A 21,431-nucleotide genomic window follows, 5' to 3' on the forward strand; every position below is an offset into this window, starting at 1 on the left:
AGGTGGGAACAGCCATCCGTCGGGGCGCCGCTGCGGCGAGCGCCGTTGTTCTGTCGATCCTCGGGTTCAGCACCGGTGCGCAGGCGGCACCGGCCGAGGCAGCCGTCCTCTCGGCGCCCGGGGCCGAGGTGGTGCCCGACAGCTACGTCGTCGTCCTCAAGTCCGGCCGGGTCGCTCGCACGGTTGCCGCCGAGCACGACGCGACTGTGCTACACACGTACACGCGGGTCTTCAACGGCTTTGCGGCGACCATGTCGGCGCGCCAGGCGCGGCAGGTGGCGGCCGACCCGGACGTCGCGTTCGTGCAGCCCAACATGATCCATCACAGCTCCGACACGCAGATCAACCCGCCGTCCTACGGCCTGGACCGCATCGACCAGCGCAACCGCCCGCTGAACCAGGCGTACACCTACAGCACGACCGCGGCCAACGTGCACGCCTACATCATCGACACCGGGATCCGCACCACCCACGGCGACTTCGGTGGGCGGGCCACCAGCGGATACGACGCGGTCGACGGCGGCGCGGCGGACGACTGCAACGGCCACGGCACGCACGTCGCCGGCACCGTCGGCGGCAACTCCTACGGCGTCGCCAAGGGCGTCCAGCTCGTCGCCGTACGCGTGCTCGACTGCGAGGGCAGCGGGACCACCGCGCAGGTCGCCGCCGGCATCGACTGGGTCACCGCCAACGCGGTCAAGCCCGCCGTGGCCAACATGAGCCTCGGCGGCGGCGCCGACACCGCCCTGGACAACGCCGTACGCGCCTCGATCGCCTCCGGCGTCAGCTACGCGATCGCGGCCGGCAACGGCCTGTTCGGCCTCTTCGCCCTGGACGCCTGCACCCAGTCGCCGGCCCGGGTCGACACCGCGATCACCGTCTCCGCGACCAACAGCAGCGACGCCAAGCCGTCCTGGGCCAACCGCGGCACCTGCGTCGACGTCTTCGCCCCGGGCATCAGCATCACCTCCGCCTGGTCCACCAGTGACACCGCCACCAACACGATCAGCGGCACGTCGATGGCCACCCCGCACGTGACCGGCGCCGCCGCGCTGTACCTGGCCACCCACCCGGGCGACTCACCGGCGCAGGTGCACAGCGCCGTCGTCGCCGCCGCGACCGCGGGCGTCGTGACGAGCCCGGGCTCCGGCTCACCGAACCGGCTGCTCTACACGGGCACGTTCTGAGCTGTTCCGCCGATGCGGGCGCCGGGCGCATCCTGCCGGCTGCGCCCGGCGCATCGACGATCGACCGTTGTCCCTAAGCTCCACCCATGATCCGTCTTCGGTCCACCGTGCTGCTGCTCGCCGGCCTGTCGCTCACGGCGTGCTCGCACCCGGCGGCAACCGCACCCGCCGATCCGAAGGCGGCCCTCGCCGCGTCGCTCGCCGGCCTGACCGCCGGCAACTACCGCTACACGATCGCCATGCCCGACGTGCGGATCGCCGGCACCACCGACCTGGCGCACGCCGCGGCCACCCGGACCACCACGTTCAGCGACCCGGACGGCGAGGTGATCGACGAGGTGGTGATCGGGCCGGACAAGTACTCGCGGACGAGCCGGACCAGGCGGGACGCCCGCTGGGAGCACCTGGACCTCGCCCGGATCCCGGAGGCCGCGGCCCGGCACGGACTGGCCGTCACGAAACCCGACCGCACCGGGGCGACGAACCTGTTGAGCGCGGTGGAGACGGCCACGATGGACGGCTCGACCGTCCGGGGCACCCTGGCCGTCACCGGGATGATCGGCGGTGGCATCGCCCTGCAACCGGTGGAGCGACGCCTGGAGGGCAGGCCGGCCTTCACCGCGACCCTGGACGCCCAGGGCCGCCTCGGCCGGCTGGTGGTCGACCTGCCCGCGGGCACGGTGCCGCCCGAGCCGGCCGGCACCTGGACTCTGGAGATCAGCGGGTACGGCAGCGCGCCGGCGCCCGAGCCGCCCACCCCGACCAGGGAGGCGCCGGAGGATCTGTACGAGACCATGGGGTCGTGAGCACGAACCGCTGACGAACGAGCCGCGGGCAGCCGCCGGCGAGGTCAGGAGCCGATCGAATTCAGCCGTTTGCGCGGGCCTGGCAGCATCGCGACGTGCGCAGCCTCGGTCGTCGTCGCGGGAGTGGCCGGCTCGTCGCGGCGCTCGCCGTGATCGTGGCCTTCCTGCTGGTCTTCCACCGGGCCGTGCCGAACACCGTCGGGCGGCTCGGCAGTCTCGTCGAGACGTTCCTGCCCTGGCTCGGCCTGACCATCCCGCCGCTTTTCGCCCTCGCCTGGTGGCGCCGCTCGCGCCTCGCCGCTCTCGCCGCGCTGCTTCCCCTCGTCGCCTGGCTGGCGGTCTTCGGCGGCCATCTCCTGCCGCGCGACGATGCGCCGTACGACCTCACCGTCGTGCAGCACAACGTCAGCGACGAGAACCGCGACCCGGCCGGCACGGCCCGGGCGCTCGCCGCGGCCCGGCCCGACCTGATCGCGCTGGAGGAGCTGACGCCGGCCGCCCTGCCCGCCTACGCCGCCGCGCTGCCCGCCGAGTACGCGCACCACACCGTCCAGGGCACCGTCGGGCTGTGGTCGCGGTTTCCGCTCAGCGGGGCGCGGCTGGTGGACATCCGGCCGCGGGCGTTCGGCGCGGACTGGAACCGGGGGCTGCGGGCGGTCGCGGCGACGCCGGGCGGGGACGTCGCCGTCTACGTCGCCCATCTGCCGTCGGTACGGATCGGCCCGGGTGGGTTCGGGTCCGCTCCGCGGGACGAGAGCGCCCGGCGGCTCGGCGCGGTCCTCGCCGCCGAGCCGCTGCCCGAGGTGATCGTCATGGGCGATCTCAACCTCACGGTGGACGATCGCGGGCTGGCCGCGCTGGGCCCGCTGACCACCGCGCGGTCGACCTTCGCGTTCAGCTGGCCGGCCCGGGCCCCGGTGGCCCGCATCGACCAGGTCCTGGGGCGGTCGGTGACCGTCACCGAGCTCCGGACGCTGCCCGCGACCGGCAGTGACCACCGGCCGATCGCGGCGCGCATCCGGCTGTGAGCCCGGCGCCCGGGCTCAGCTCGTCTCGCCGGCCATGCTGAAGCTGCGCAGCCGGTCCACCGCCGCCAGCGTGCAGCCCACCACGAAGATCACCGTCATCACGAGCGAAACGGTCGGCGAGACCCGGGCCTCCAGGATGCCAGTCGGCGCGATCTTGTCGGCAATCGTGATCACGTACTGCTCGATGGACAGCACCCGGGTGCCGCTGACGAAGCGGCCCAGCAGGCCCTCCCAGACCAGGATGTAGACCAGGCCGAGCAGCACCGGCCGCCGGGTCAGCAGGCTCAGCAGCAGGAAGAAGGCGGCGTACGCGCAGGCGCCCACCGCCGCGGCCGCGGCCAGGCCCAGACCCAGCCGGACCGAGTCGGCCAGCGCGCCGGCCACGAACAGCGGCACCGCCGACGTCACCGCGCTCACGCCGATCGCCACGCCGAGCTTGGCCAGGATGATGTCGCGGCGCGGCAGCGGCTTGGTCAGGATGTGCACGATCGTGCCGTCGTCCACTTCGGAGCCCAGCACGCCGGTGCCCACGATCAGGGTGATCACCGGCAGCATCACGGCCAGGCCCAGGCCGACCAGCACCGGCGTGCCCCACTCGGCCGGGTTCACGTCGTACGCCCGGCACAGCAGGGCCAGGCCCACCAGCAGCAGCGGCAGGGGCAGCAGCAGGAGCACCCGGCGCCGGCCGAACAGCCCGCGGGCGGTGATCCACGCAACGGTCGACACGTCAGGCCTCCAGCAGGTAGGAGAAGACACTCTCCAGGGATTCGTCGGAGGGCAGCAGCTTGCGCAGCCGGATGCCCTCGTCGATGGCGATGCGCGGCAGGGCGCGGGTGAAGCTGCCGTAGTCCGACGCGCGCACGGTCAGCCCGGCCGGGTCGATCTCCACGCCGCTGACCGACTTCTCGCCGATCAGCGCCACCGCCAGCCGGCGGTCGTCGGACGACTGCACGGCGAACACGTGCGGGCGGTTGGTCATCAACCGGCGGATCTTGCGGTAGTCGCCGGAGGCGGCCAGCCGGCCGGCCACGATCACCTGGACCGTGCCGGAGACCTGCTCCACCTCCTCCAGGATGTGCGAGCTGAACAGCACCGTGTGACCGCGGTCGCCGAGCTCGTGCAGCAGGCCCATCATGTGCATCCGCTGCCGCGGGTCCATGCCGTTGAACGGCTCGTCCAGCAGCAGCACCTGCGGGTTGTGGACCAGCGCGGCCGCGACCCGGGTGCGCTGGCGCATGCCCTTGGAGTACGTCTCGATGCGGCGGTCGGCGGCGTCGGTCATCTCGACCATGTGCAGCGCCTGCTCGGCCGCGGCCGCGGGATCGGGCAGCTTCTGCATCTTGGCGCTCGCGCGGACGAACTCGCGGGCGGTGAGGAAGCCGTGCACCGCCTCCCGCTCGGCGACCAGACCCAGCTGCCGGTAGACCCCGGGGTTGCGCCAGGTCGGCGAGCCGTCGACGGTGACCGTGCCGCGCGAGGGCGACAGGAAGCCCGCCATCATGTGCAGCACGGTGGTCTTGCCGGCGCCGTTCGGGCCGAGCAGGCCGGTGACGCCCGGCTCCAGCGTCATGCTGATGTCGTTGACCGCCACCACGTTGCCGTACCAGCGGGACACGTTCTCGAGTTGCACCGTGGTCACAGCGAGGCCACCCTCCGGTAGCGGGCCAGTAGCAGCAGCAGGCAGGTGGCGACCAGGGTGATCGCCTCGATGGCGTACACCGGGCCGAACTCGCCGATGTTCAAACCCGTGTTGGCCCCGCTGATCAGCCACTGCCCGACGCCGCTGACCAGGGTCATCGGGCTGGCCAGGCCGGCCAGGTCCTGGGCCGTCGAGGACGGCAGGATGGACAGCACGCCGACCACCGGGGTGGTCATCAGGAAGACGGCGACGATGCCGCCGGCGGCGAACGCCCGCTTGCCGGTCAGGGAGGCGATCAGCATCCCGATGCCGGTGAAGACCAGCGCCCAGATCAGGCTGTAGCCCCACGCCGGCAGCAGGTCCTCGATCTCGTTCCAGACCCCGGACATGCCGGTCTTGGTGGTGAAGGCGCCGCCCAGGAAGATGATCAGCTGCGGCCCGGCCAGCAGGATCCACACCGCCGTCACCATCGCGGCGACCTTGGCGCCGATGTAGTCGGCGGCGCGCAACGGGCGGCTGAAGTACAGCGGCAGCACCCCGGCGCGCAGGTCCCGGGAGACCAGCTCGGGCGCCACGATCGCCACGAAGAAGATGATCAGCCAGCTCATCGCGTCGGCGAACTGGATGTAGTTCAGCGGCAGCGTGCCGAGCTGGGCCCGGACCGCCGCGAGGATGACCGCGACCAGCGCGACGATCCCGAAGACCAGCCACGGGAAGATCTTGGACTTGGCCGACCGGCCGAAGCCGTACGCGGCGCGCAGGCCGTGCACGTAGATCGCGCCGAACACGGCGGCGCGGCCCAGCCGCGGGCCGGTGTAGCGCTGGTATCCGATGTCGTGGATGACGCTCGACTCAGGCATCCGCGGTCTCCCTCGTGGCGAAGAGCTCGGCCACCCGGTGGCGTCGCTGGTCCAGGCGGTGCAGCGGCAGGTCGAGATCGGCCACCACCCGCAGGACGTGGTCGTAGGTGGCCTCGTTGGTCAGCGGCACCAGCACCATCCGGCCGTCGCGGGTGACCGGCAGCTCCAGCGCCGTCAGCGCCGCCGCCAGCTCGTCCGTACCCTCGCTGACCTCGATCGCGAGCACCTCGCTGGCCTCGGTCATGGCCGAGATCCGGTCGGCCCGCAGCAGCCGGCCGCCCTCGATGGCCACCAGCGAGTCGCAGATCCGCTCGACCTCGCCGAGCAGGTGCGAGCAGACCACCACGGAGATGCCGAACTCGCTGCCGATCCGCTGGATCAGCGCCAGCATGGCGTCGCGCCCGGCCGGGTCGAGGCCGTTGGTCGGCTCGTCGAGCAGCAGCAGGTCGGGGTCGTGCACCAGCGACTGGGCCAGCTTGACCCGCTGCTTCATGCCGGTCGAGTAGCCGCCGATCTGCCGGTAGCGCTCCTCGTAGAGCCCCACGTGGCGCAGCGCCTCGGAGGCGCGCTCGCGGGCGGCGGTGCGCGGCAGCCCGCTGATCCGGCCCAGGTGGGTGACGAACTCGGCCGCGGAGACGTCCGGTGGCAGCGCGTCGTGCTCCGGCATGTAGCCGACCTTCGCCCGGACCCGGTCGGGGTCGACGGTGGGATCGATGTCGAAGACCCGCACCTGCCCGCCGGTCGGCGCGATCAGTCCCAACATGATCTTGATGAAGGTCGACTTGCCGGCGCCGTTGGCGCCGACCAGTCCGATGATCCCGGGCTCGACAGCGACGGTCAGGTCATGCAGGGCGGTCACCTGCGTGCCGTACGTCTTGGTCAACCCTTGGGTAACGATGAGGCTCACAGCCGACAGCCTAGAAAGCGTTGTCACCGAGGCGGATCAGGTGAACCCCCGAGTCACCCCCTGATACGGGACACACGGAGATCGCGGTGCATGCAAAGATGCCGCTGGATTTCATCGGACATCGAAGCACCACGGGGGTACGGCGCATGGCATCACGCCTGTCGAAGCGCGCACGGCACAGCACACACCGGGTCGTCCGGGCGCTCGCGGGCGTCGCCGTCGCGGCCGCCCTGCTCGTCGCCCCGCAGCAGGCCACAGCCGCCGTGGCGGAGCCCGCGCCGTCCGCGCCGGCCTCCGCCCCGGCCAAGCCGACCCCGACGGCCACACCGTCCCCGTCGGCCCCGGAGCCCGCGCCGACCGCCACCCCGACCGCGGCGGTCAGCTCTTCGCCGTCGGCGCCCGGGCCCGCGAAGCCGGCCACGCCGAAGCCGGGCCGGACCCCCGAGCGCGCCGGGGCGGCCGCGGCCGAGCCCTGCGGCGGGGTGATCGAGCCCGGCGCGGTGCTGGAGTGCCCGGAGATCAAGGACAAGCAGCGTCACGTCTACACGCTGACCACCACGGCGGACAACGAGCGGCTGCTCGTGGTGCTGCGCGCGCTGGTGGAGGGCGGCGACAGCCTGAGCGCCTGGCTCACCGGCGCCGATGGCGAGACGTCCTGCTACCTGGGGTCGTACCCGAACGATTGCGTCCTGGGCGCGGCCGGCACGTACACGATCGCGGTGACCCTCTACTCCGGCTCCGGCAGCAACGGCTACGTGCTCGGCCTCGACTCGCGGTCGCACCCGTCGTCCTGCGCCACCCTGACGAGCGGCTCCCTCGCCTTCCCCACGACCGCCCGCGAGGGCACGCTGGCCGCCGGTTCCGCCGGCCGCTGCCACCGCTTCGAGCAGGCCGAGGGCGCCCTCGTGCGGATCGCGGTGTCCGGCGGCGGCGACGTGCGCGGGCAGCTGGAGAACGCCGCCGGCGAGGAGATCTGCTACCTGCAGGACACCCGCGAGTGCACGCTGACCGGCGCCGGGCCGTACCACTTCTTCCTCACCGAGCAGTACGGCAACGCGACGACGTACCAGCTGGCCGTGACCCGGCTGTCCGACCCGGACGGTTGCGCGGACCTCACGCCGGCGACCTTCGGCGGGCCGGGCGAGCACCTCGTGACCGCGACCATCGAGGGCACGAACCTCACCTGCGCCACCTTCACCACCGCGGTGGCGGGCCTGCACCTGCTCACCTTCACCAACGCCCAGTACCTGAACTGGCGGGTGGCCGACCACACCGGCGCGGCGCTCTGCACCAAGTGGGGCGAGAACGGCGCGCTGTGCCCGCTGCCCGCGGCGGGCACGTACACCCTGTTCGGCGAGCACAGCGACTCGTGGGCGGGTCCGCAGACCTTCACCGCCGCCGTCTACCCGCTCGCCACGACGGCCGGCTGCGGCGCGACCGTGGGCACCTCGTGGGACGCCCCCCGGCTGGAGGTGCCGGCGACGGCGCCGCTGCTGGTCGGCTGCAACCCGCTGGACGCCCGGCCGGGTGACCGGATCGACCTGCGGTCCGGCGGCTGGATCACCGACGGCACCGGCGCGCGCATCTGCGACGCGGTCCGCGAGGACGACGAGACGGGGTGCGTGCTGCCCGGCCCGGGTCCGTACCGGGTCATCACCGAGGCGTCCTGGAGCGAGGACTCCGACAACCGGGGCTACTCGGTCGAGGCCCGCCGGCTGAACGACCCGCAGGGCTGCGCGACTGTCGCCGCCGGCCGGTACAACGCGGCCCCGGCCGGTCCGCTGACGGCGAGCCGGTGCCGCATCCTGTCGGTGCCCGCGGCCGGCGCCTACCACGTCGATGTCGTCGACAAGGACAACTACCACGACTACGGCACGATCTACGACCGGGCCGGCAAGAAGGTGTGCGGCGTCGGGTACTGCACGTTCCCGGCGGCCGGGCCCTACACGCTGACGACCGACGGCGGCACCTACGCCACCGTGTTTCTGCCCGCGGCCGGCACCGACGGCTGCGTGAACGTCTCCGACCAGCCCACCGCCGCCCCGGTCAAGGGAGCGTTCACGACCGCCGGCCAGCTCGACTGCCTGCTGCTGCCCACGCCGACCGGCGCGGGGCTGGCCCTGCTCAAGCCGCAGGACGCCACCGGCACGGGCCGGCCCGAGATGACGGTGTCCGACGCCGGCGGCCGATACGAGTGCGACCTCTCCCAGCTGCGCGACTACTCCTGCGTGCTGGAGGGGACCGCGCCGTTCCGGGTCCTGCTGCACCTCGACGAGGACACCGACACGGTCGCCGGCCCGTACGCGCTGAGCTTCGCCCGGACCACCGGCGGCCCGGCCTGCCCGGTGCTGCCGAGCGGCGCCCAGCCGTCCCTGACGCTCGGCGGCGACAAGTTCGCCGGCTGCTTCACGCTGCCGGCCGGCCAGCACGCCGCCGCCGAGGCGCTGTCGTTCCAGCGCACCGCCGGCACCGGCAAGGCCCGCCTGTCCGTGTTCGGCCCGACCGGCACCCGGCGCTGCGGCACCCAGGCGCTGGAGGCCGGCTTCACCATCTGCGACCTGGAGGCGGGCGCGGCCACGGTCCTGGTGGAGGGCAGCACGGCCACCGGCACGTACCGGTTCTCCCGCAAGGACGTCACCAGCAACGCCACCGGCTGCCAGCAGGTGACGTCCACCGTGGTCGGCGGACCGTCGCTGACCGGCACCCTGAGCTCGCGGGCGGACCTGCGCTGCTACCAGGTCGCGGCGGCGGCCACCGACCGGATCGCGATCGACACCCGCGACCAGGACAACGTGTCGCGGACGATCATCCTGGACCCGGACGGGAAGACCACCTCGTGCGCCGGCTACGTCAGCGCCTGCGCGGTCACCGGCAAGACGAAGTACCAGGTGCTGGTGTGGAGCCTGGGCACCGGCAGCACGGCGTACCAGCTCGACGTGTGGAAGGTGTGGTCCGGGGGCAAGCCGCCCGCCGAGTGCGCCCCGGTGCCGTCCGCCGCGTACGGCTTCGGCCCGTACACCGGCACGCTGAGCAGCTCCAAGCCGGCGATGTGCGTGGTCGCCCCGGCCACCTACTACGACGACCTGGACATCGACGTCAGCAACCCGGTGGACCCGGACGACGCCTACTTCTGGGACGCGGGCATGTACGCCGTCACCGGCAGCGCCGGCATGCAGTCCTGCGCCATCGGCGAGGGCGGCTTCCACTGCTGGTCCGGCCGGGAACGGCTGGAGCCGACCGTGTACCTGCTGACCAACGGGAACCGGGCGAGCGCGCACCCGTACCGGCTGGAGGCGATCTGCCGGAACACCAGCTCGCTGTGCGGCGGTGAGGCGTTCACGGTGACCGCCGCCGCGCCGGCGTCCGTGGCCACCGGCGGCAAGCGCACGTTCACCGTCACCGGCACCGCTCTGCACCTGCGGGACACCGTCGTGGTCACACCGGCGGGCGGCCCGGCGCTGACCGCCACGGTCAAGACGGTGTCGGCGGACCGCAGGACGCTGACGGCCGAGGTGGACCTGACGACCGCGCCGGCCGGCCCGGCCGCCGTGAGCGTCGACTCGTTCGGCGCCGACGACGAGCCGGTGGTGCTGGCCGCCGCGTTCACGGTCACGCTGTCGCCGCTGCGGGCCACCAAGGCGCCGGCGATCAGCGGGACCGTCGCGGTCGGCTCGACCGTCAAGGTGTCGGCCGGCAGCTGGACGCCCGCGGCGACCTCGTACGCGTACCAGTGGCGGGCCGACGGCGCCGCCATCCGGGGCGCGGGCGGGGCGTCGTTGCTCATTCCCGCCGCGGTGCTCGGCAAGCGGCTCACCGTGACCGTCACGGCGTCCCGTTCGGGCTACCCGCCCGGGACGGCGACCTCGCCGGCCACGGCGGCGGTGGCCAAGGGCAGGGCGCCGGCGGCGACCAAGCAGCCGGCCATCACCGGCACGGCGAAGGTCGGCCGCACGGTCAAGGTCTCGGCCGGCACCTGGTCGCCCCGGGCCGACTCGTACCGCTACGAGTGGCGGCTGAACGGCAAGGTGGTCAAGGGGGCCACCGCGGCGTCGCTCAAGCTGACGTCGTCGATGCGCAACAAGAAGCTGACCGTGACGGTGACCGCCCGCCGGGCCGGCCACGCCGACGGCCGGGCCACCGCCAAGGCGGTCACCGTGCGGCGCTGAGCTACGGCAGGCTGGGCGCGACGTCGACCTGGAAGATCGGCAGCCGGCCCAGCTTGCGGTAGGCCCGCAGCGCGTCCGGGGTCGCGTCCACCGACGAGTCGCGGCCCTCCTGGTTGTGCGGGGTGTCGAAGTGCACCAGGGCCCGGATGTTCGGGAAGTTGCCGATCTGCCGGCCCACCTCCCGGTAGAACTCCGCCTTGTGGCCGGGGTTCCGCCGGGAGGACCAGACGCCCCACTCGGCGACCATCAGCGGCTTGTCCGGGTGCTCGGCCGTGGCCCAGTTGTAGAAGCCGGGCCAGTTGGGGCGGCCCGAGCTCTGCCGGTTCAGCAGCTCGGCGAAGTCGCCGTGGCCGTAGCCGGGGTCGCTGTAGGCGTAGGTGTCGAAGCCGATCCAGTCGATCACGTCGTCGCCCGGGTACATCTTGTCGAACCAGCTCTTGGACGTGTGCGGCACGTAGGCCATGTGCACCAGCACGGTGACCAGGTTGTCCACCCCGTGGGCGCGCAGCCGCCGCACCACGTGCCGGTACATGGCCGCGTAGTCCCCGGCCGTGTAGCCGGAGCCCTTCTCCTCCCGCACGTTGTCCTCGGCCTCGTGGTGCACCGTGAAGAAGAACTGCTCCGGGTACTCCTTGTCGATGTGCCGGGCCAGCCGGTCGAGGAACGCGTCGGTGGTCCTGTCGCCCCGGGCGATCTGGGCCCAGGTGGCGCCGGCCGGCTTCCAGTTGAGGAAGAGGATGCGTTCCCGGCCGGGCTCGCGTGCGATGGCCCGCTCGGCCTCGGTGGGGAAGAGCTGCCGGGTGCCCTTGTGGTAGGCGTGGTAGACGGCCTGGTGCCGGCCGGTCTTGCGCTCGAAGTCGTGCAGCGCCCGGCGGCCGCGGGCGTCGGTGAAGGCGCCGGGCGCCACGCCCCACAGCACGCCGCAGGACGGGACGAGCTTGCGCCCGGTGCGGCACCGCCCGCCGCTCCGGTCGCGCAGGGCGGGGCGGGGGCCGCCGAGGGCGGTCTGTCCCGGGCCGGGCCGGGCCGGGGCGGCGCTCGGGGTGGCGGAGCCCGACGGCCCGGGTACGCCCGAGGCGCTGGGGCCGGCCGTCGGCGCGCCGGGGACCGCGGGCACGCCGGGTTCGGCGGGCGGCCGCGCACCGGGCAGCGGGGGCTGGGCGCGGCCCGGGTACGTCACGATCGGGTCCTCGCCCGGCAGGCCGAGCTGGTCGACGCCGCCGGTCCAGGCCCAGGAGACAGTGGCCACCACGGACATCGCGAAGATCGCCGTCAGGGTGACGAGGTGCAGGAGCCTGGTGCGGTGCGGTCGACGTCTCACGATCGCCCACTATGCGACCTAAAGTCCGTTTTGTCGACTACCGGGGCCGGTTCGCCGCGTGGCGACGGTCGAGATCAGACAGAGTGCCGACCCCGCTCGACCGCGGGGATTCCGGCTGCGAAACTGTCCCTCAAGCCGCTGCAAGGGGAGTCTTAGGTGAACGACGGTTCTGTGCTGCCCGAGGACGTGCTGCGTGACGCGCCGTCGTACACGCCCCGCGCGCACGAACTCGCCGACCTGGAGTTGCTGCTCTCCGGGGCGTACGCGCCGTTGACCGGGTTCCTCGGGCGGGCCGACCTGACGGCCCTGCGCCGCCGGGGCCGCCTCGCCGACGGGACGCCGTGGCCGGTCGGTGTCACCTGCGAGGTCCCGGCCGAGATCGGCGCGGCCCTCGACCTCGACGACCCGCTGCGCCGCACGGTGGTGCTGACCGACCCCGAGGGCGCGCCGGTCGCCGCGGTCGAGGTCCACGACGCCTGGCCGACCAGCGAGCGGATGTACGCCATCGGCGGCACGGTGCGCCGGATGGGCGACGGCGGGCACGGGCCGTTCCAGCGGCTGCGGCGTACCCCCGAGGAGGTGAAGGCCCTGCTCCCCCCGGGCCGGGTCCTCGGCGTCATCGCCGACCGCCCGCTGCACCGCCCGCAGCTCGCCCAGATCGCGCACGCCGCCCGCACCCTCGCCGCCCACCTGCTGATCATCATCCCGGTCACCGGCCCGGGCCCGGACGGCCTGCCGCCCGAGGCGCTGGTCCGGGCGGTCTTCGCGGCCCGCGACCGGATGCCGCCGGCGACGATCGTGGCGGTGCCGCTGATGCCGCGCAGCGACGAGATGCGCGACGCCCTGCTCCGCGCCCGGGTGGCGACCGCGTACGGCGTCACCCACGTGCTGTCCACCGGCGACATGCTCTCCGGCGCCGGCCTGCGGGTGCTGGTCCCCCGCGAACTGGCCTACGACAACCGGGACGGCCAGTGGCGCTGGCGCGACGACATCCCGCCGCGCAACCGCCGGCTGGCGATGACCTCCGCCGAGGTGGAGGACCTGCTCGACCGCGGCTTCCCGCTGCCCGAGTGGCACACCCCGCCCGCGGTGGCCAAGGAGCTGTCCCGGGTGCGCCCGCCCCGCCGGCACCGCGGCCTGGTGGTCTTCTTCACCGGCTTCTCCGGCTCGGGCAAGTCCACCATCGCCCGCGGCCTCGCCGACTCGCTGCGCGAGAGCGGCGAACGCACGATCACCTTCCTCGACGGCGACGTGGTGCGCCGCGAGCTCTCGGCCGGCCTCGGCTTCAGCCGCGCGGACCGCGACCGCAACGTGCGGCGGATCGGCTGGGTGGCCGCCGAGGTGGCCCGGCACCGCGGCATGTCGATCGCCTGCCCGATCGCCCCGTACGCCGACGCCCGCGCCGCCGTGCGCGCGATGGCCACCGAGGCGGGGGCCGGCTTCGTGCTCGTGCACGTGGCTACCCCGCTGGAGGTCTGCGAGCGCCGCGACCGCAAGGGCCTGTACGCCCGCGCCCGGGCCGGCCAGCTGCGCGGGATGACCGGCGTCGACGACCCGTACGAGGAGCCGACCGACGCCGAGCTGACGCTGGACACCACCGATCTGACCGTGACCGAGGCCATCGACGTGGTGCTGGCCTACCTGGTGGAGACGGGCTGGGTGGAACCGAACATGAAGTAACCGGTGGCGGTGGAGTAGTTACGCATCGGCGTACTGGCCGTTTACCCCCTACGGGGGGCGAAACGCCCGTTTGCTGACCGACTCACTCCACACCCCGAAAGGGCCGCCGAACCGATGGAAGATCCGCGCCCGGTATCCGCCGACCTCTCGCACTACCTGGGCGTGTTCCGCCGGCACTGGTGGGTCGTGCTCACCGCCGCCGGTGTCGGCGTCGGACTCGGAGCCCTGATCACCCAGGCGGTGCCCAAGGTCTACGAGTCGTCGACCTCGGTGCTCGTGCAGGCCGTCAACGGCGACACCAACGCCTCCGGCGGCCGCACCAAGGGCCCGATCAACCTGGACACCGAGGCCCAGCTCGTCGGCTCGGGCGCGGTGGCGGTCAAGGCCGCCGCGCTGCTGCGGTCCCCGGTCTCCCCCATCGAGCTGGCCCGCGACGTCTCCGTCGAGGTGCCGGCCAACACCACCGTGCTGGTGATCCGGTTCGAGGCCGACACCCCCAAGGGCGCGCAGGCCGGGTCGCACGCGTTCGCCGAGGCGTACCTGCGCAACCGGGAGGAGACCGCCCGGGCCGGGCTGGACCAGCAGATCAAGACGCTGGCCCTGAAGGCCAAGCAGCTCACCACGAACCTGACCGGCATCAACAGCAAGCTGGCCAAGGCGCCCGTCGGCAGCTTCGAGCGCAGCAACCTGGAGAGCCTGCGCAACAACTCGCAGAACCAGCTCAACAACATCACCAGCCGGCTCAACGAGCTGACCACGGCCACCGTGGGCGCCGGCAGCATCATCAGCGACGCCCGCGAGCCCGACGCCCCGATCCGGCCGAACGCGCTGCTCACCATCGCCACCGCCGGAATGGCCGGGCTGCTGGCCGGGTTCGCGCTGGCCTTCCTGCGGGAACGCTACGACCGCCGGCTGCGGACCGCGGCCGACGTCCGCGACCGGGGGCGGATCCCGGTGCTGGCGGCGCTGGACGAGCGGACCACCCCGCACTTCGACGACGTGCTCCAGCCGTACGGGCCGGGCGGTCGGGTCTTCAACCGGCTGCGCAACGAGATCCTGGCCAGCCTGCGCAGCGGGGACCAGATCATCGTGGTGACCGGGGCCAGCCGGGGCTCGGCGACCACGCTGGTGGCCGCGAACCTGGCGGCGGCGCTGGCCCGTACCGGAAGTGACGTCGTGCTGATCGGCGCGCACCTGCCGGACACCGTCGCGGACGCGGCGCCGCTGGCCCGGATGCTCGGCGTGGCGCCCATGCCGGGTCTGTCCGACCTGCTGGCCGGCCGGATCAACCTGCCCAAGGCGATGCAGCGCACCCCGCGCATCCCGTCGCTGCGGGTGATCACCACCGGGGGCGCGGCCACCGCGGCCGGTCTCATGCAGTCCCAGCGGCTGCGCGACACGCTGGAGGCGCTGCGCCGGCAGACCGGCTACGTGGTCATCGAAGCCCCGTCGACCAGCAGCAGCGCGGACGCGCAGAGCCTGGCCAGCCTGGCCGACGCCGCGATCCTGGCGGTCGAGCTGCGCCGGGCCAAGCGCCCGGCCCTGCTGGACGCGGCCGAGCAGCTCAGCCGGGTCGGCACGCCACTGCTCGGCGCCGTGGTGCTGCCCCGGCTGAACGCGATGCGCACCGACGAGCAGCACCTGCCGGTGGTCACCCTGCCGGCCGAGCGCCGGCCGGAGCAGCGCGCGGACTATCGGACCGAGCAGCGTCCCGAGCAGCGCACCGAGCCGCGCGCGGACGAGACCGCCGTGCTCGACACCGACCGGACCCAGCAGATGCGGCGGGTGCCGGCCGGCCCCACCCCGGGCGGCCCGGCCCGGCCGCGCCCGGCCGAACTGGACGAGGTCACCGCGATCATCGACCTGAGCTCGGCCGGCGCCCAGACCAGGACGGCCGAGAAGACCGGCGAGCAGCCGGACGAGAAGTGACGCTGGTCGTCCCCGGCGGCTCCGGCACCCTCCGCACCCGGGCCGCCGGGCCCGCGCACAGCGCCCCGGTCCAGCGGCCGACCGCCCTGCCGGCCTGGCCGCTGGCGGGCGTGCTGGCCCTCTACCCGCTGTGGTGGGCGCTCGGCCTGGGCGTGCTGATCTTCCCGCTGACCGCGGCGCCCATGCTGGTGCTGCTGCTGCGCCGGCGGGCCGCCGGCCGGCCGCTGCTGCTGCCGCCCGGCTTCGCCTGGTGGCTGCTCTTCCTGGTGGCGGTCGTGGTGAGCATCGCGGCGCTGGGCGCCGACCCGAGCGGGACGGTGGCCGAGACCGCGGGCGACCGGCTGCTGGCGGTGGTCTACCGGCTGTCCCTGTACGCGTCCCTCACGGTCCTGCTGGTGTACGCGGGCAACCTCACCGAGACCGAGCTGTCCCGCCGCCGGCTGGTGAATCTGCTCGGCTGGCTCTTCGTGGTGACCGTGGCGGGCGGCCTGCTCGGCATCTTCGCCGGTCGTTTCGAGTTCACCTCGCCGGTGGAGTGGCTGCTGCCGCCCGACCTGCGGACCAAGGGTTTCGTGCAGTCGCTGGTGCACCCGTACGCGGCGCAGATCATGGACCTGGTCGGCGGCGAGAAGCCACGCCCGGCCGCGCCGTGGGGCTACACCAACACCTGGGGCAACAACTTCTGCCTGCTGATGGGCTGGCTGGTGGTCGCCGCCTGGGCCACCCGGCGGGCCGGCGTCAAGCTGGTCGCGCTGCTCTGCCTGGCCGTCTCCGTCGTGCCGGCGGTCGCGTCCCTCAACCGTGGCCTGTGGATCGGCATCGCCGTCGTGGTCCTCTACGTCGCCGCCCGGTACGTGGTGATGGGCCGGCTCTGGGTCCTCGGCGCGGTGCTGCTCGCCGCGGCCGGCCTGGTCCTCGCGCTGATCGCCACCCCGCTCGGCGACACGGTCGACGCCCGGCTGGACAACGGCAAGTCCAACGGGGTGCGCTCCTTCCTCATCGATCGCGCGGTCGACGGCTTCGCCGGGTCGCCGGTGATCGGCTACGGCTCGACCCGCAACACGATCGGCGGCCGCAACTCCATCACCGTGGGCGAGAGCTCCGGGTGCGAGCGCTGCGGCAACTTCACCGTCGGCGGCAACGGTCAGTTCTGGCAGCTCATGTACGCCCACGGCGCCGCCGGCACGATCGCCTACCTGGCCTTCTTCGGCTACGGCCTGTGGCGGTTCCGGCGCGACCGCACCCCGGTCGGCGTCGTCGGCAGCGCCGCCATCGTCAGCTCCTTCTCGGCGATGTTCTGGTACAACTCGCTGGCCACCCCTCTGGTCTTCATGTTCCTGGCGTACGCGCTGCTCTGGCGCAACGACCTGCAGGCGAACCGACCCGGAGGGCAAAGCCCATGAGTCCCGTCAAGACCGCTCCCGCCGCCCTGACCGCGGGCGACTCGGCGCTGCGCACGCAGTACCTGACCGAGGTGCTCGAGCTGCTCTACCCGGCGCCGTGCGACACCACCGGCGGTCCCGGCCCGCGGATCACCGAGTACCTGGTCGTGCCGGACGCCCGCCGGCCCCGGCTGCTGGTGCCCCATGCCTCGCGCCGGATCGCCGCCGCGGCGGTGCGCCGTTACGCCGAGCCGCAGTCGCGCGCCGCCCGCCTCAAGCGGGACGCTGTGGTGGCCGTCCTGCGGACCGGCGCCTCCGGGCTGCTGCTGCGGGACCGGATCCGGGTCACCGGACCGGCCGCGGAGAGCATCGACGGTCACCTGCGCGAGGCGCTCGGCCGGGAGCTGTCGGTCAGCATCCACATCGGACCGGCCCGGGCCAACCGCAAGCCGGTGCTCCAGCTCATCAGCCCCGACGGCGAGACGTTCGGCTTCGGCAAGCTCGGCACCGGCCCGCTCACCCAGCGTCTGGTGCAGGCCGAGACCGCGGCGCTGGACCGGCTCGGCGCCGTCGGGCTCAGCCAGCTGGCCGTGCCCACCGTGTTGCACGCCGGGCGGTGGCGGGGCCTGCAGGTGCTGGTCCAGTCGGCGCTGCCGGTGTGGCTGCCGCGGGCGCCGCTGCCCCCCGGCCGGCTGGAAGCCGCCATGGTCGAGGTCGCCGGCTGCTGCGGCTGCCACAGCGGCACGCTGGTCGGCAGCGCGTACTGGGCCGAGCTGCGCGGCCGCCTGGCCGCCCTGGACGACCGGCCGGAAGGGGTCGCGCTGACGTCGGCCGCGGAGCTGCTCGCCACCCACGCCGGGCAGCACACCCTGCGGTACGGCGCCTGGCACGGCGACTGGGCCCCGTGGAACATGGCCAACCTGGCCGACACCCTGCTGGTCTGGGACTGGGAACGGTTCACCGTCGGCGTGCCGGTCGGCTTCGACGCGATCCACCACGAGCTGCAGCGGCGGATCCAGGCCACCGGCGACGCCGCGGACGCGGTGGAGGCGACCGTCCGCCGGGCCGCGGAGCTGCTGGCGCCGTTCGAGGTGGCCGGCGAGGCGCGGGAGCTGACCGCCCTGCTCTACCTCGTCGACCTGGCCGCGCGGTACCTGACCGACCGGCAGGCCGAGGCGGGCGCCCGGCTGGGCGTCCTCGGCACCTGGCTGCTGCCCGTGCTGATCCGCCGGGTGGAGGAGCTGTGACCGCGGACCGGACTCCGCGGCACGTCGACGATGGAAGGCCGCTGTAGCCATGGACGTCTCCAAAGTTCCGTCACCCGTCAAGCGGGTCGTGCACCTGGGCTCGCGCTCGTACGGCCGGCTCACCGCGCCCGCCCGGATGACCCCGTCGTTCCTCATCTGCGGCGGCCAGCGCTGCGGCACGACGTCGCTCTACCGGGCCCTCGCCGCGCACCCGGTGGTGCTGAAGGCGGTGCTGCACAAGGGGGTGCACTACTTCGACGTGTCCTACGACCGCGGCATGAGCTGGTACAAGGGGCACTTCCCGATGCAGCGCAGCGCGGAGCGGGTACGCAGCCGGCACGGCGTCGAGGCGCAGACCTTCGAGTCGAGCCCGTACTACATGTACCACCCGCAGGCGGCCGCCCGGATCGCCGCGGACCTGCCCGGCGCGAAGCTGGTGGTGCTGGTCCGCGACCCGGTGGAACGGGCGTACTCCCAGCACCACCACGAGGTGGCCCGCGGCTTCGAGCCGGAACGCGACTTCGGCAACGCGCTCGCGCTGGAGGCCGCCCGGCTGCACCGGCAGGAGCACAAGCTGGCGACCGACCCGACGTACTACTCGTTCGCCCACCAGCACCACGCCTACCGGGCCCGCGGCGAGTACGCCCGCTACCTGAGCGTGATGGCCCAGCACGTCGGTCGGGAACGCATCCACGTGGTGGAGAGCGAGCGGTTCTTCGCCGAGCCCGAGCAGACGTACGACGAGGTGTGCCGTTTCCTCGGGCTGCCGACCGATCTCGGGCACCCGCCGTTCGAGCGGCACAACGCCCGGCCCCGCCAGTCCGACATGGACCCCGTGCTGCGCCGGGACCTGACCGCGCACTTCGCCCCGCACGACGAGGCCCTGATCACCTGGCTGGGCCGGGTGCCCGTCTGGCGTTCGGTATGACCGACCGCACCGAGCTCAGCGAGGGCCAGGAGGGCATACCCGGCCGGTACAGCGTGACGGCTACCGACGTCGTCGGCGCGCCGGACCGCAGGGGCACCCGGGGGGTGGCCCGGGGCGGGCTGGCCAACATGGCCGGGTCCGCCCTGGCCGGCGGCACCGGTGTCGCGGTCACCTGGGTCGTCGCCCGCAGCCTCGGCGCCGAGCAGGCCGGCGCGTTCTTCGCGGCCACCGCGGCGTTCGTGCTGACCGGCGGGCTGGCCAAGCTCGGTACCCAGACGGGCCTGGTCTACTGGCCGGCCCGGCTGCGCGCCACCGGCCGCGACCACCTGCTCGGCGCCTGCCTGCGGACCGCGCTGACCCCTGTGTTCGCGTTCGCGGCCGGGCTCGCCGTCGCTCTGTGGTTCGGCGCGCCCGCGATCGCCCACCTCACCGCCGGGGACTCGCCGCACGTGATGGCCGGGCACATCACCGCCCTGCGGGTGCTCGCCGTCTTCCTGCCGTTGCAGGCGCTCACCGACGCGCTGCTCACCGCCACGCGCGGCTACAAGGCCATGCGGCCGACCGTCACCCTGGACCGCGTCCTGCGCAGCACGCTGCAGTTGCTGTGCGTCGGCGCGGCGGGAGTGGCGACACTGTGGACGACGGCGACGCTGCCGGCGTTCGCGTTCGCCTGGGCGGCGCCGTACCTGCCGGTGGCGATCCTGTCCGCGCTGGCGCTGCGCCGCACGTACCTGGCCGGCCGGCCCGCCGCGCCCCGGTCCCGGCGCCGGGACCGGCGCGAGCTGCGCCACGCCTTCTGGCGCTTCACCGCGCCGCGCGCCCTGGCCAGCGTCGCGCAGCTCGCCCTGCAACGGGTCGACGTGCTGCTCCTGGCGGCGCTCGGCGGGCTGGCCGCGGCCGCCGTCTACGCGGTGGCCGGCCGGTTCGTGGTGCTCATCCAGTTCGCCAACCAGGGCATCTCGCAGTCGGTGCAGCCGCGGCTGGCCGAGGCGCTGGCGGTCGGCGACCGGACGACCGCCAACCACCTCTACCAGACCGCGACCGGCTGGCTGGTGCTGGTCACCTGGCCGGTCATCTTCTGCGTCATCCTGCTCGCGCCCGTCTACCTGGGGCTGTTCGGCAGCGGCTACCGCAGCGGCGCCGACGTGGTGGTCGTGCTGGCCTGCGCGATGCTCGTGGCGACCGGCTGCGGCATGGTCGACATGGTGCTGACGATGGCCGGGCGCACCTCGTGGAACCTGCTCAACGTCGTGGTCGCGCTCGGCGTCACGATCGGCCTGGACGTGTTGCTGATCCCCCGGTACGGCGCGCTGGGCGCGGCGGCCGGGCTGGCCTGCGCGATGGTCGCCAACAACGTGCTGCCGCTGATCCAGGTGGGCCGGGTCGCGCGGCTGCACCCGTTCGGCCCGGGGACGCTGGCCGCCGCCGGGCTCTCCGTCACCTGCTTCGGCGTCCTGCCGCGGCTCGTCACCGCCGTCGCCGGCCCGGGCCCGGCCGGGCTGACGCTGGCCCTGGCGGCAGCGGTGCCCGCGTTCGGCGCGGGCGCGTGGCTGCTGCGCGGACGGCTCGGCCTGCACGCTTTCAAGCCTCGCCAGCTCACCCAGAGGAGGACCGGTTGACCAGCGAATACACCAAGGTGTTCCAGAACGCGGACGCCGTCGACAAGTACGAGCACGTCACGTACGCCCCGGACAGCTACGCGTCGCGGATCAACGAGCGGCAGCAGGCGTACCTGCGCGGGCTCGTGAGCCGCGAGTTCGCCACGCCGCCGGTGCAGCACGACTTCGCCTGCGGCACCGGGCGGGCCATCCGGACCCTGCACGGCCTGGTCCGCGAGGCGCACGGCTACGACACGTCGGCCGAGATGATGGCGAAGGCCGCCGAGGTCGGCTCGCGCGCGAACTGGCACCAGGTGCCGATGGACGGCCCGGTGCCGGAGCCGGTGCGGGCCGGCTTTCCCGCGATCGTGACGATGTTCCGGCTGCTGCTCAACGTGCACGCCGACGTCCGGGACCGGGCCGTGGCGTTCGCCGCCAAGGCGCTGCCGGCGCGGGAGTCCGGCCTGCTGGTGGTCGAGAACCACGGCAACGCCGGCTCGCTGCGGCACCTGCGGGCCCGGCGGCACTCGGGTCAGCGTTGGTTCGCCGAGCTCTCCCACGCCGAGGTCGAGGAGCTGCTGGACCGGCACGGCTTCGAGGTCATCGAACGGCGGGGCTTCTCCATGCTGACCGAGTCGCTGGACCACAAGCTGCTGGCCCGCGCGGCCGACGCCGCCGCGCGCAGGCTGCCGGGCGCCGACAGCTTCGCGGTCAACGTCCTCTACACGGCCCGCCGGAAGAAGTAGCCACTGT

At 73.6% G+C, this 21,431-nt stretch carries 16 protein-coding genes; 11 read left to right on the forward strand and 5 right to left on the reverse strand.

The window, feature by feature from the left end:
- Positions 1 to 2: 2 nt before the first annotated feature.
- The 3 genes from Ani05nite_RS29175 (at position 3) to Ani05nite_RS29185 (ending at position 3,021) form a co-directional block, all read left to right on the forward strand.
- Positions 3 to 1,187 (forward strand): S8 family peptidase, encoded by a 1,185-nt coding sequence (locus tag Ani05nite_RS29175; protein WP_239130730.1) that lies wholly within the window; start codon positions 3 to 5, stop codon positions 1,185 to 1,187.
- Positions 1,188 to 1,273: 86 nt separating this feature from the next.
- A complete protein-coding gene (locus Ani05nite_RS29180) occupies positions 1,274 to 1,993 on the forward strand; it encodes a hypothetical protein (RefSeq protein WP_203773664.1) in 720 nt (239 codons plus the stop codon).
- Positions 1,994 to 2,088: 95 nt separating this feature from the next.
- Positions 2,089 to 3,021: an endonuclease/exonuclease/phosphatase family protein gene (locus tag Ani05nite_RS29185; RefSeq protein WP_239130731.1), complete on the forward strand. Its 933-nt coding sequence runs from the start codon at positions 2,089 to 2,091 to the stop codon at positions 3,019 to 3,021.
- 15 nt (positions 3,022 to 3,036) lie between these two features.
- Here the strand turns inward: Ani05nite_RS29185 and Ani05nite_RS29190 are convergent, their stop codons facing one another.
- The 4 genes from Ani05nite_RS29190 to Ani05nite_RS29205 are packed head-to-tail and all read right to left on the reverse strand — an operon-like array spanning position 3,037 to position 6,427.
- The gene (locus Ani05nite_RS29190) at positions 3,037 to 3,747 is read right to left on the reverse strand and encodes an ABC transporter permease (RefSeq protein ID WP_203773666.1); all 711 of its coding nucleotides are present in this window, start codon (positions 3,745 to 3,747) and stop codon (positions 3,037 to 3,039) included.
- A gap of 1 nt (position 3,748) precedes the next feature.
- The gene (locus Ani05nite_RS29195) at positions 3,749 to 4,660 is read right to left on the reverse strand and encodes an ABC transporter ATP-binding protein (RefSeq protein WP_203773668.1); all 912 of its coding nucleotides are present in this window, start codon (positions 4,658 to 4,660) and stop codon (positions 3,749 to 3,751) included.
- Positions 4,657 to 5,520, reverse strand: coding sequence for an ABC transporter permease (locus tag Ani05nite_RS29200; protein ID WP_203773669.1), 864 nt, complete (start codon positions 5,518 to 5,520; stop codon positions 4,657 to 4,659). The genes Ani05nite_RS29195 and Ani05nite_RS29200 overlap by 4 nt, the downstream gene beginning before the upstream one ends.
- A complete protein-coding gene (locus Ani05nite_RS29205) occupies positions 5,513 to 6,427 on the reverse strand; it encodes an ABC transporter ATP-binding protein (RefSeq protein WP_203773671.1) in 915 nt (304 codons plus the stop codon). Before Ani05nite_RS29205 ends, Ani05nite_RS29200 begins: the two co-directional genes overlap by 8 nt.
- Positions 6,428 to 6,573: 146 nt before the next feature.
- Between Ani05nite_RS29205 and Ani05nite_RS29210 the strand changes: the two genes are divergently transcribed.
- Positions 6,574 to 10,593 carry a hypothetical protein gene (locus Ani05nite_RS29210; RefSeq protein WP_203773673.1) on the forward strand — a complete coding sequence of 1,340 codons (4,020 nt, stop codon included), beginning with the start codon at positions 6,574 to 6,576 and terminating at the stop codon, positions 10,591 to 10,593.
- A 1-nt stretch (position 10,594) separates the two neighbouring features.
- On the opposite strand, the gene Ani05nite_RS29215 is transcribed toward Ani05nite_RS29210, so the two are convergent.
- Positions 10,595 to 11,914: a glycoside hydrolase family 26 protein gene (locus tag Ani05nite_RS29215; protein ID WP_239130732.1), complete on the reverse strand. Its 1,320-nt coding sequence runs from the start codon at positions 11,912 to 11,914 to the stop codon at positions 10,595 to 10,597.
- A gap of 156 nt (positions 11,915 to 12,070) precedes the next feature.
- On the opposite strand from Ani05nite_RS29215, the gene cysC reads away from it, so the two are divergent.
- The 7 genes from cysC to Ani05nite_RS29250 all read left to right on the forward strand — a co-directional run bounded on the left by cysC (position 12,071) and on the right by Ani05nite_RS29250 (position 21,424).
- Positions 12,071 to 13,594, forward strand: coding sequence for an adenylyl-sulfate kinase (gene cysC, locus Ani05nite_RS29220; protein WP_203773675.1), 1,524 nt, complete (start codon positions 12,071 to 12,073; stop codon positions 13,592 to 13,594).
- 114 nt (positions 13,595 to 13,708) lie between these two features.
- The gene (locus Ani05nite_RS29225; protein ID WP_203773677.1) at positions 13,709 to 15,523 is read left to right on the forward strand and encodes a Wzz/FepE/Etk N-terminal domain-containing protein; all 1,815 of its coding nucleotides are present in this window, start codon (positions 13,709 to 13,711) and stop codon (positions 15,521 to 15,523) included.
- The gene (locus Ani05nite_RS29230; protein WP_203773679.1) at positions 15,520 to 16,926 is read left to right on the forward strand and encodes a hypothetical protein; all 1,407 of its coding nucleotides are present in this window, start codon (positions 15,520 to 15,522) and stop codon (positions 16,924 to 16,926) included. The genes Ani05nite_RS29225 and Ani05nite_RS29230 overlap by 4 nt, the downstream gene beginning before the upstream one ends.
- Positions 16,923 to 18,152 carry a hypothetical protein gene (locus tag Ani05nite_RS29235; protein WP_203773681.1) on the forward strand — a complete coding sequence of 410 codons (1,230 nt, stop codon included), beginning with the start codon at positions 16,923 to 16,925 and terminating at the stop codon, positions 18,150 to 18,152. The genes Ani05nite_RS29230 and Ani05nite_RS29235 overlap by 4 nt, the downstream gene beginning before the upstream one ends.
- A 49-nt stretch (positions 18,153 to 18,201) precedes the next feature.
- Entirely contained in the window at positions 18,202 to 19,080 is an 879-nt protein-coding gene (locus tag Ani05nite_RS29240; protein WP_203773683.1) for a sulfotransferase family protein, read from the forward strand.
- Complete coding sequence (locus tag Ani05nite_RS29245; protein ID WP_203773684.1) at positions 19,077 to 20,699, forward strand: lipopolysaccharide biosynthesis protein; 1,623 nt, start codon at positions 19,077 to 19,079, stop codon at positions 20,697 to 20,699. The genes Ani05nite_RS29240 and Ani05nite_RS29245 overlap by 4 nt, the downstream gene beginning before the upstream one ends.
- Positions 20,696 to 21,424, forward strand: a complete 729-nt coding sequence (locus Ani05nite_RS29250) for a methyltransferase domain-containing protein (RefSeq protein WP_203773686.1) — start codon at positions 20,696 to 20,698, stop codon at positions 21,422 to 21,424. The genes Ani05nite_RS29245 and Ani05nite_RS29250 overlap by 4 nt, the downstream gene beginning before the upstream one ends.
- The last annotated feature ends 7 nt before the right edge of the window (positions 21,425 to 21,431 follow it).

The organism is Actinoplanes nipponensis, assembly GCF_016862275.1.
In the GTDB taxonomy this organism is placed as follows: Bacteria; Actinomycetota; Actinomycetes; order Mycobacteriales; family Micromonosporaceae; genus Actinoplanes; species Actinoplanes nipponensis.

What these genes read in the sequence shown, in the direction of transcription:
- Ani05nite_RS29200 (WP_203773669.1), bottom strand. Translation starts at nt 5,520, where the DNA reads ATGCCTGAGTCGAGCGTCATCCACGACATCGGATACCAGCGCTACACC.
- Ani05nite_RS29210 (WP_203773673.1), top strand. Translation starts at nt 6,574, where the DNA reads ATGGCATCACGCCTGTCGAAGCGCGCACGGCACAGCACACACCGGGTC.
- Ani05nite_RS29235 (WP_203773681.1), top strand. Translation starts at nt 16,923, where the DNA reads ATGAGTCCCGTCAAGACCGCTCCCGCCGCCCTGACCGCGGGCGACTCG.
- Ani05nite_RS29245 (WP_203773684.1), top strand. Translation starts at nt 19,077, where the DNA reads ATGACCGACCGCACCGAGCTCAGCGAGGGCCAGGAGGGCATACCCGGC.
- Ani05nite_RS29180 (WP_203773664.1), top strand. Translation starts at nt 1,274, where the DNA reads ATGATCCGTCTTCGGTCCACCGTGCTGCTGCTCGCCGGCCTGTCGCTC.
- Ani05nite_RS29225 (WP_203773677.1), top strand. Translation starts at nt 13,709, where the DNA reads ATGGAAGATCCGCGCCCGGTATCCGCCGACCTCTCGCACTACCTGGGC.
- Ani05nite_RS29240 (WP_203773683.1), top strand. Translation starts at nt 18,202, where the DNA reads ATGGACGTCTCCAAAGTTCCGTCACCCGTCAAGCGGGTCGTGCACCTG.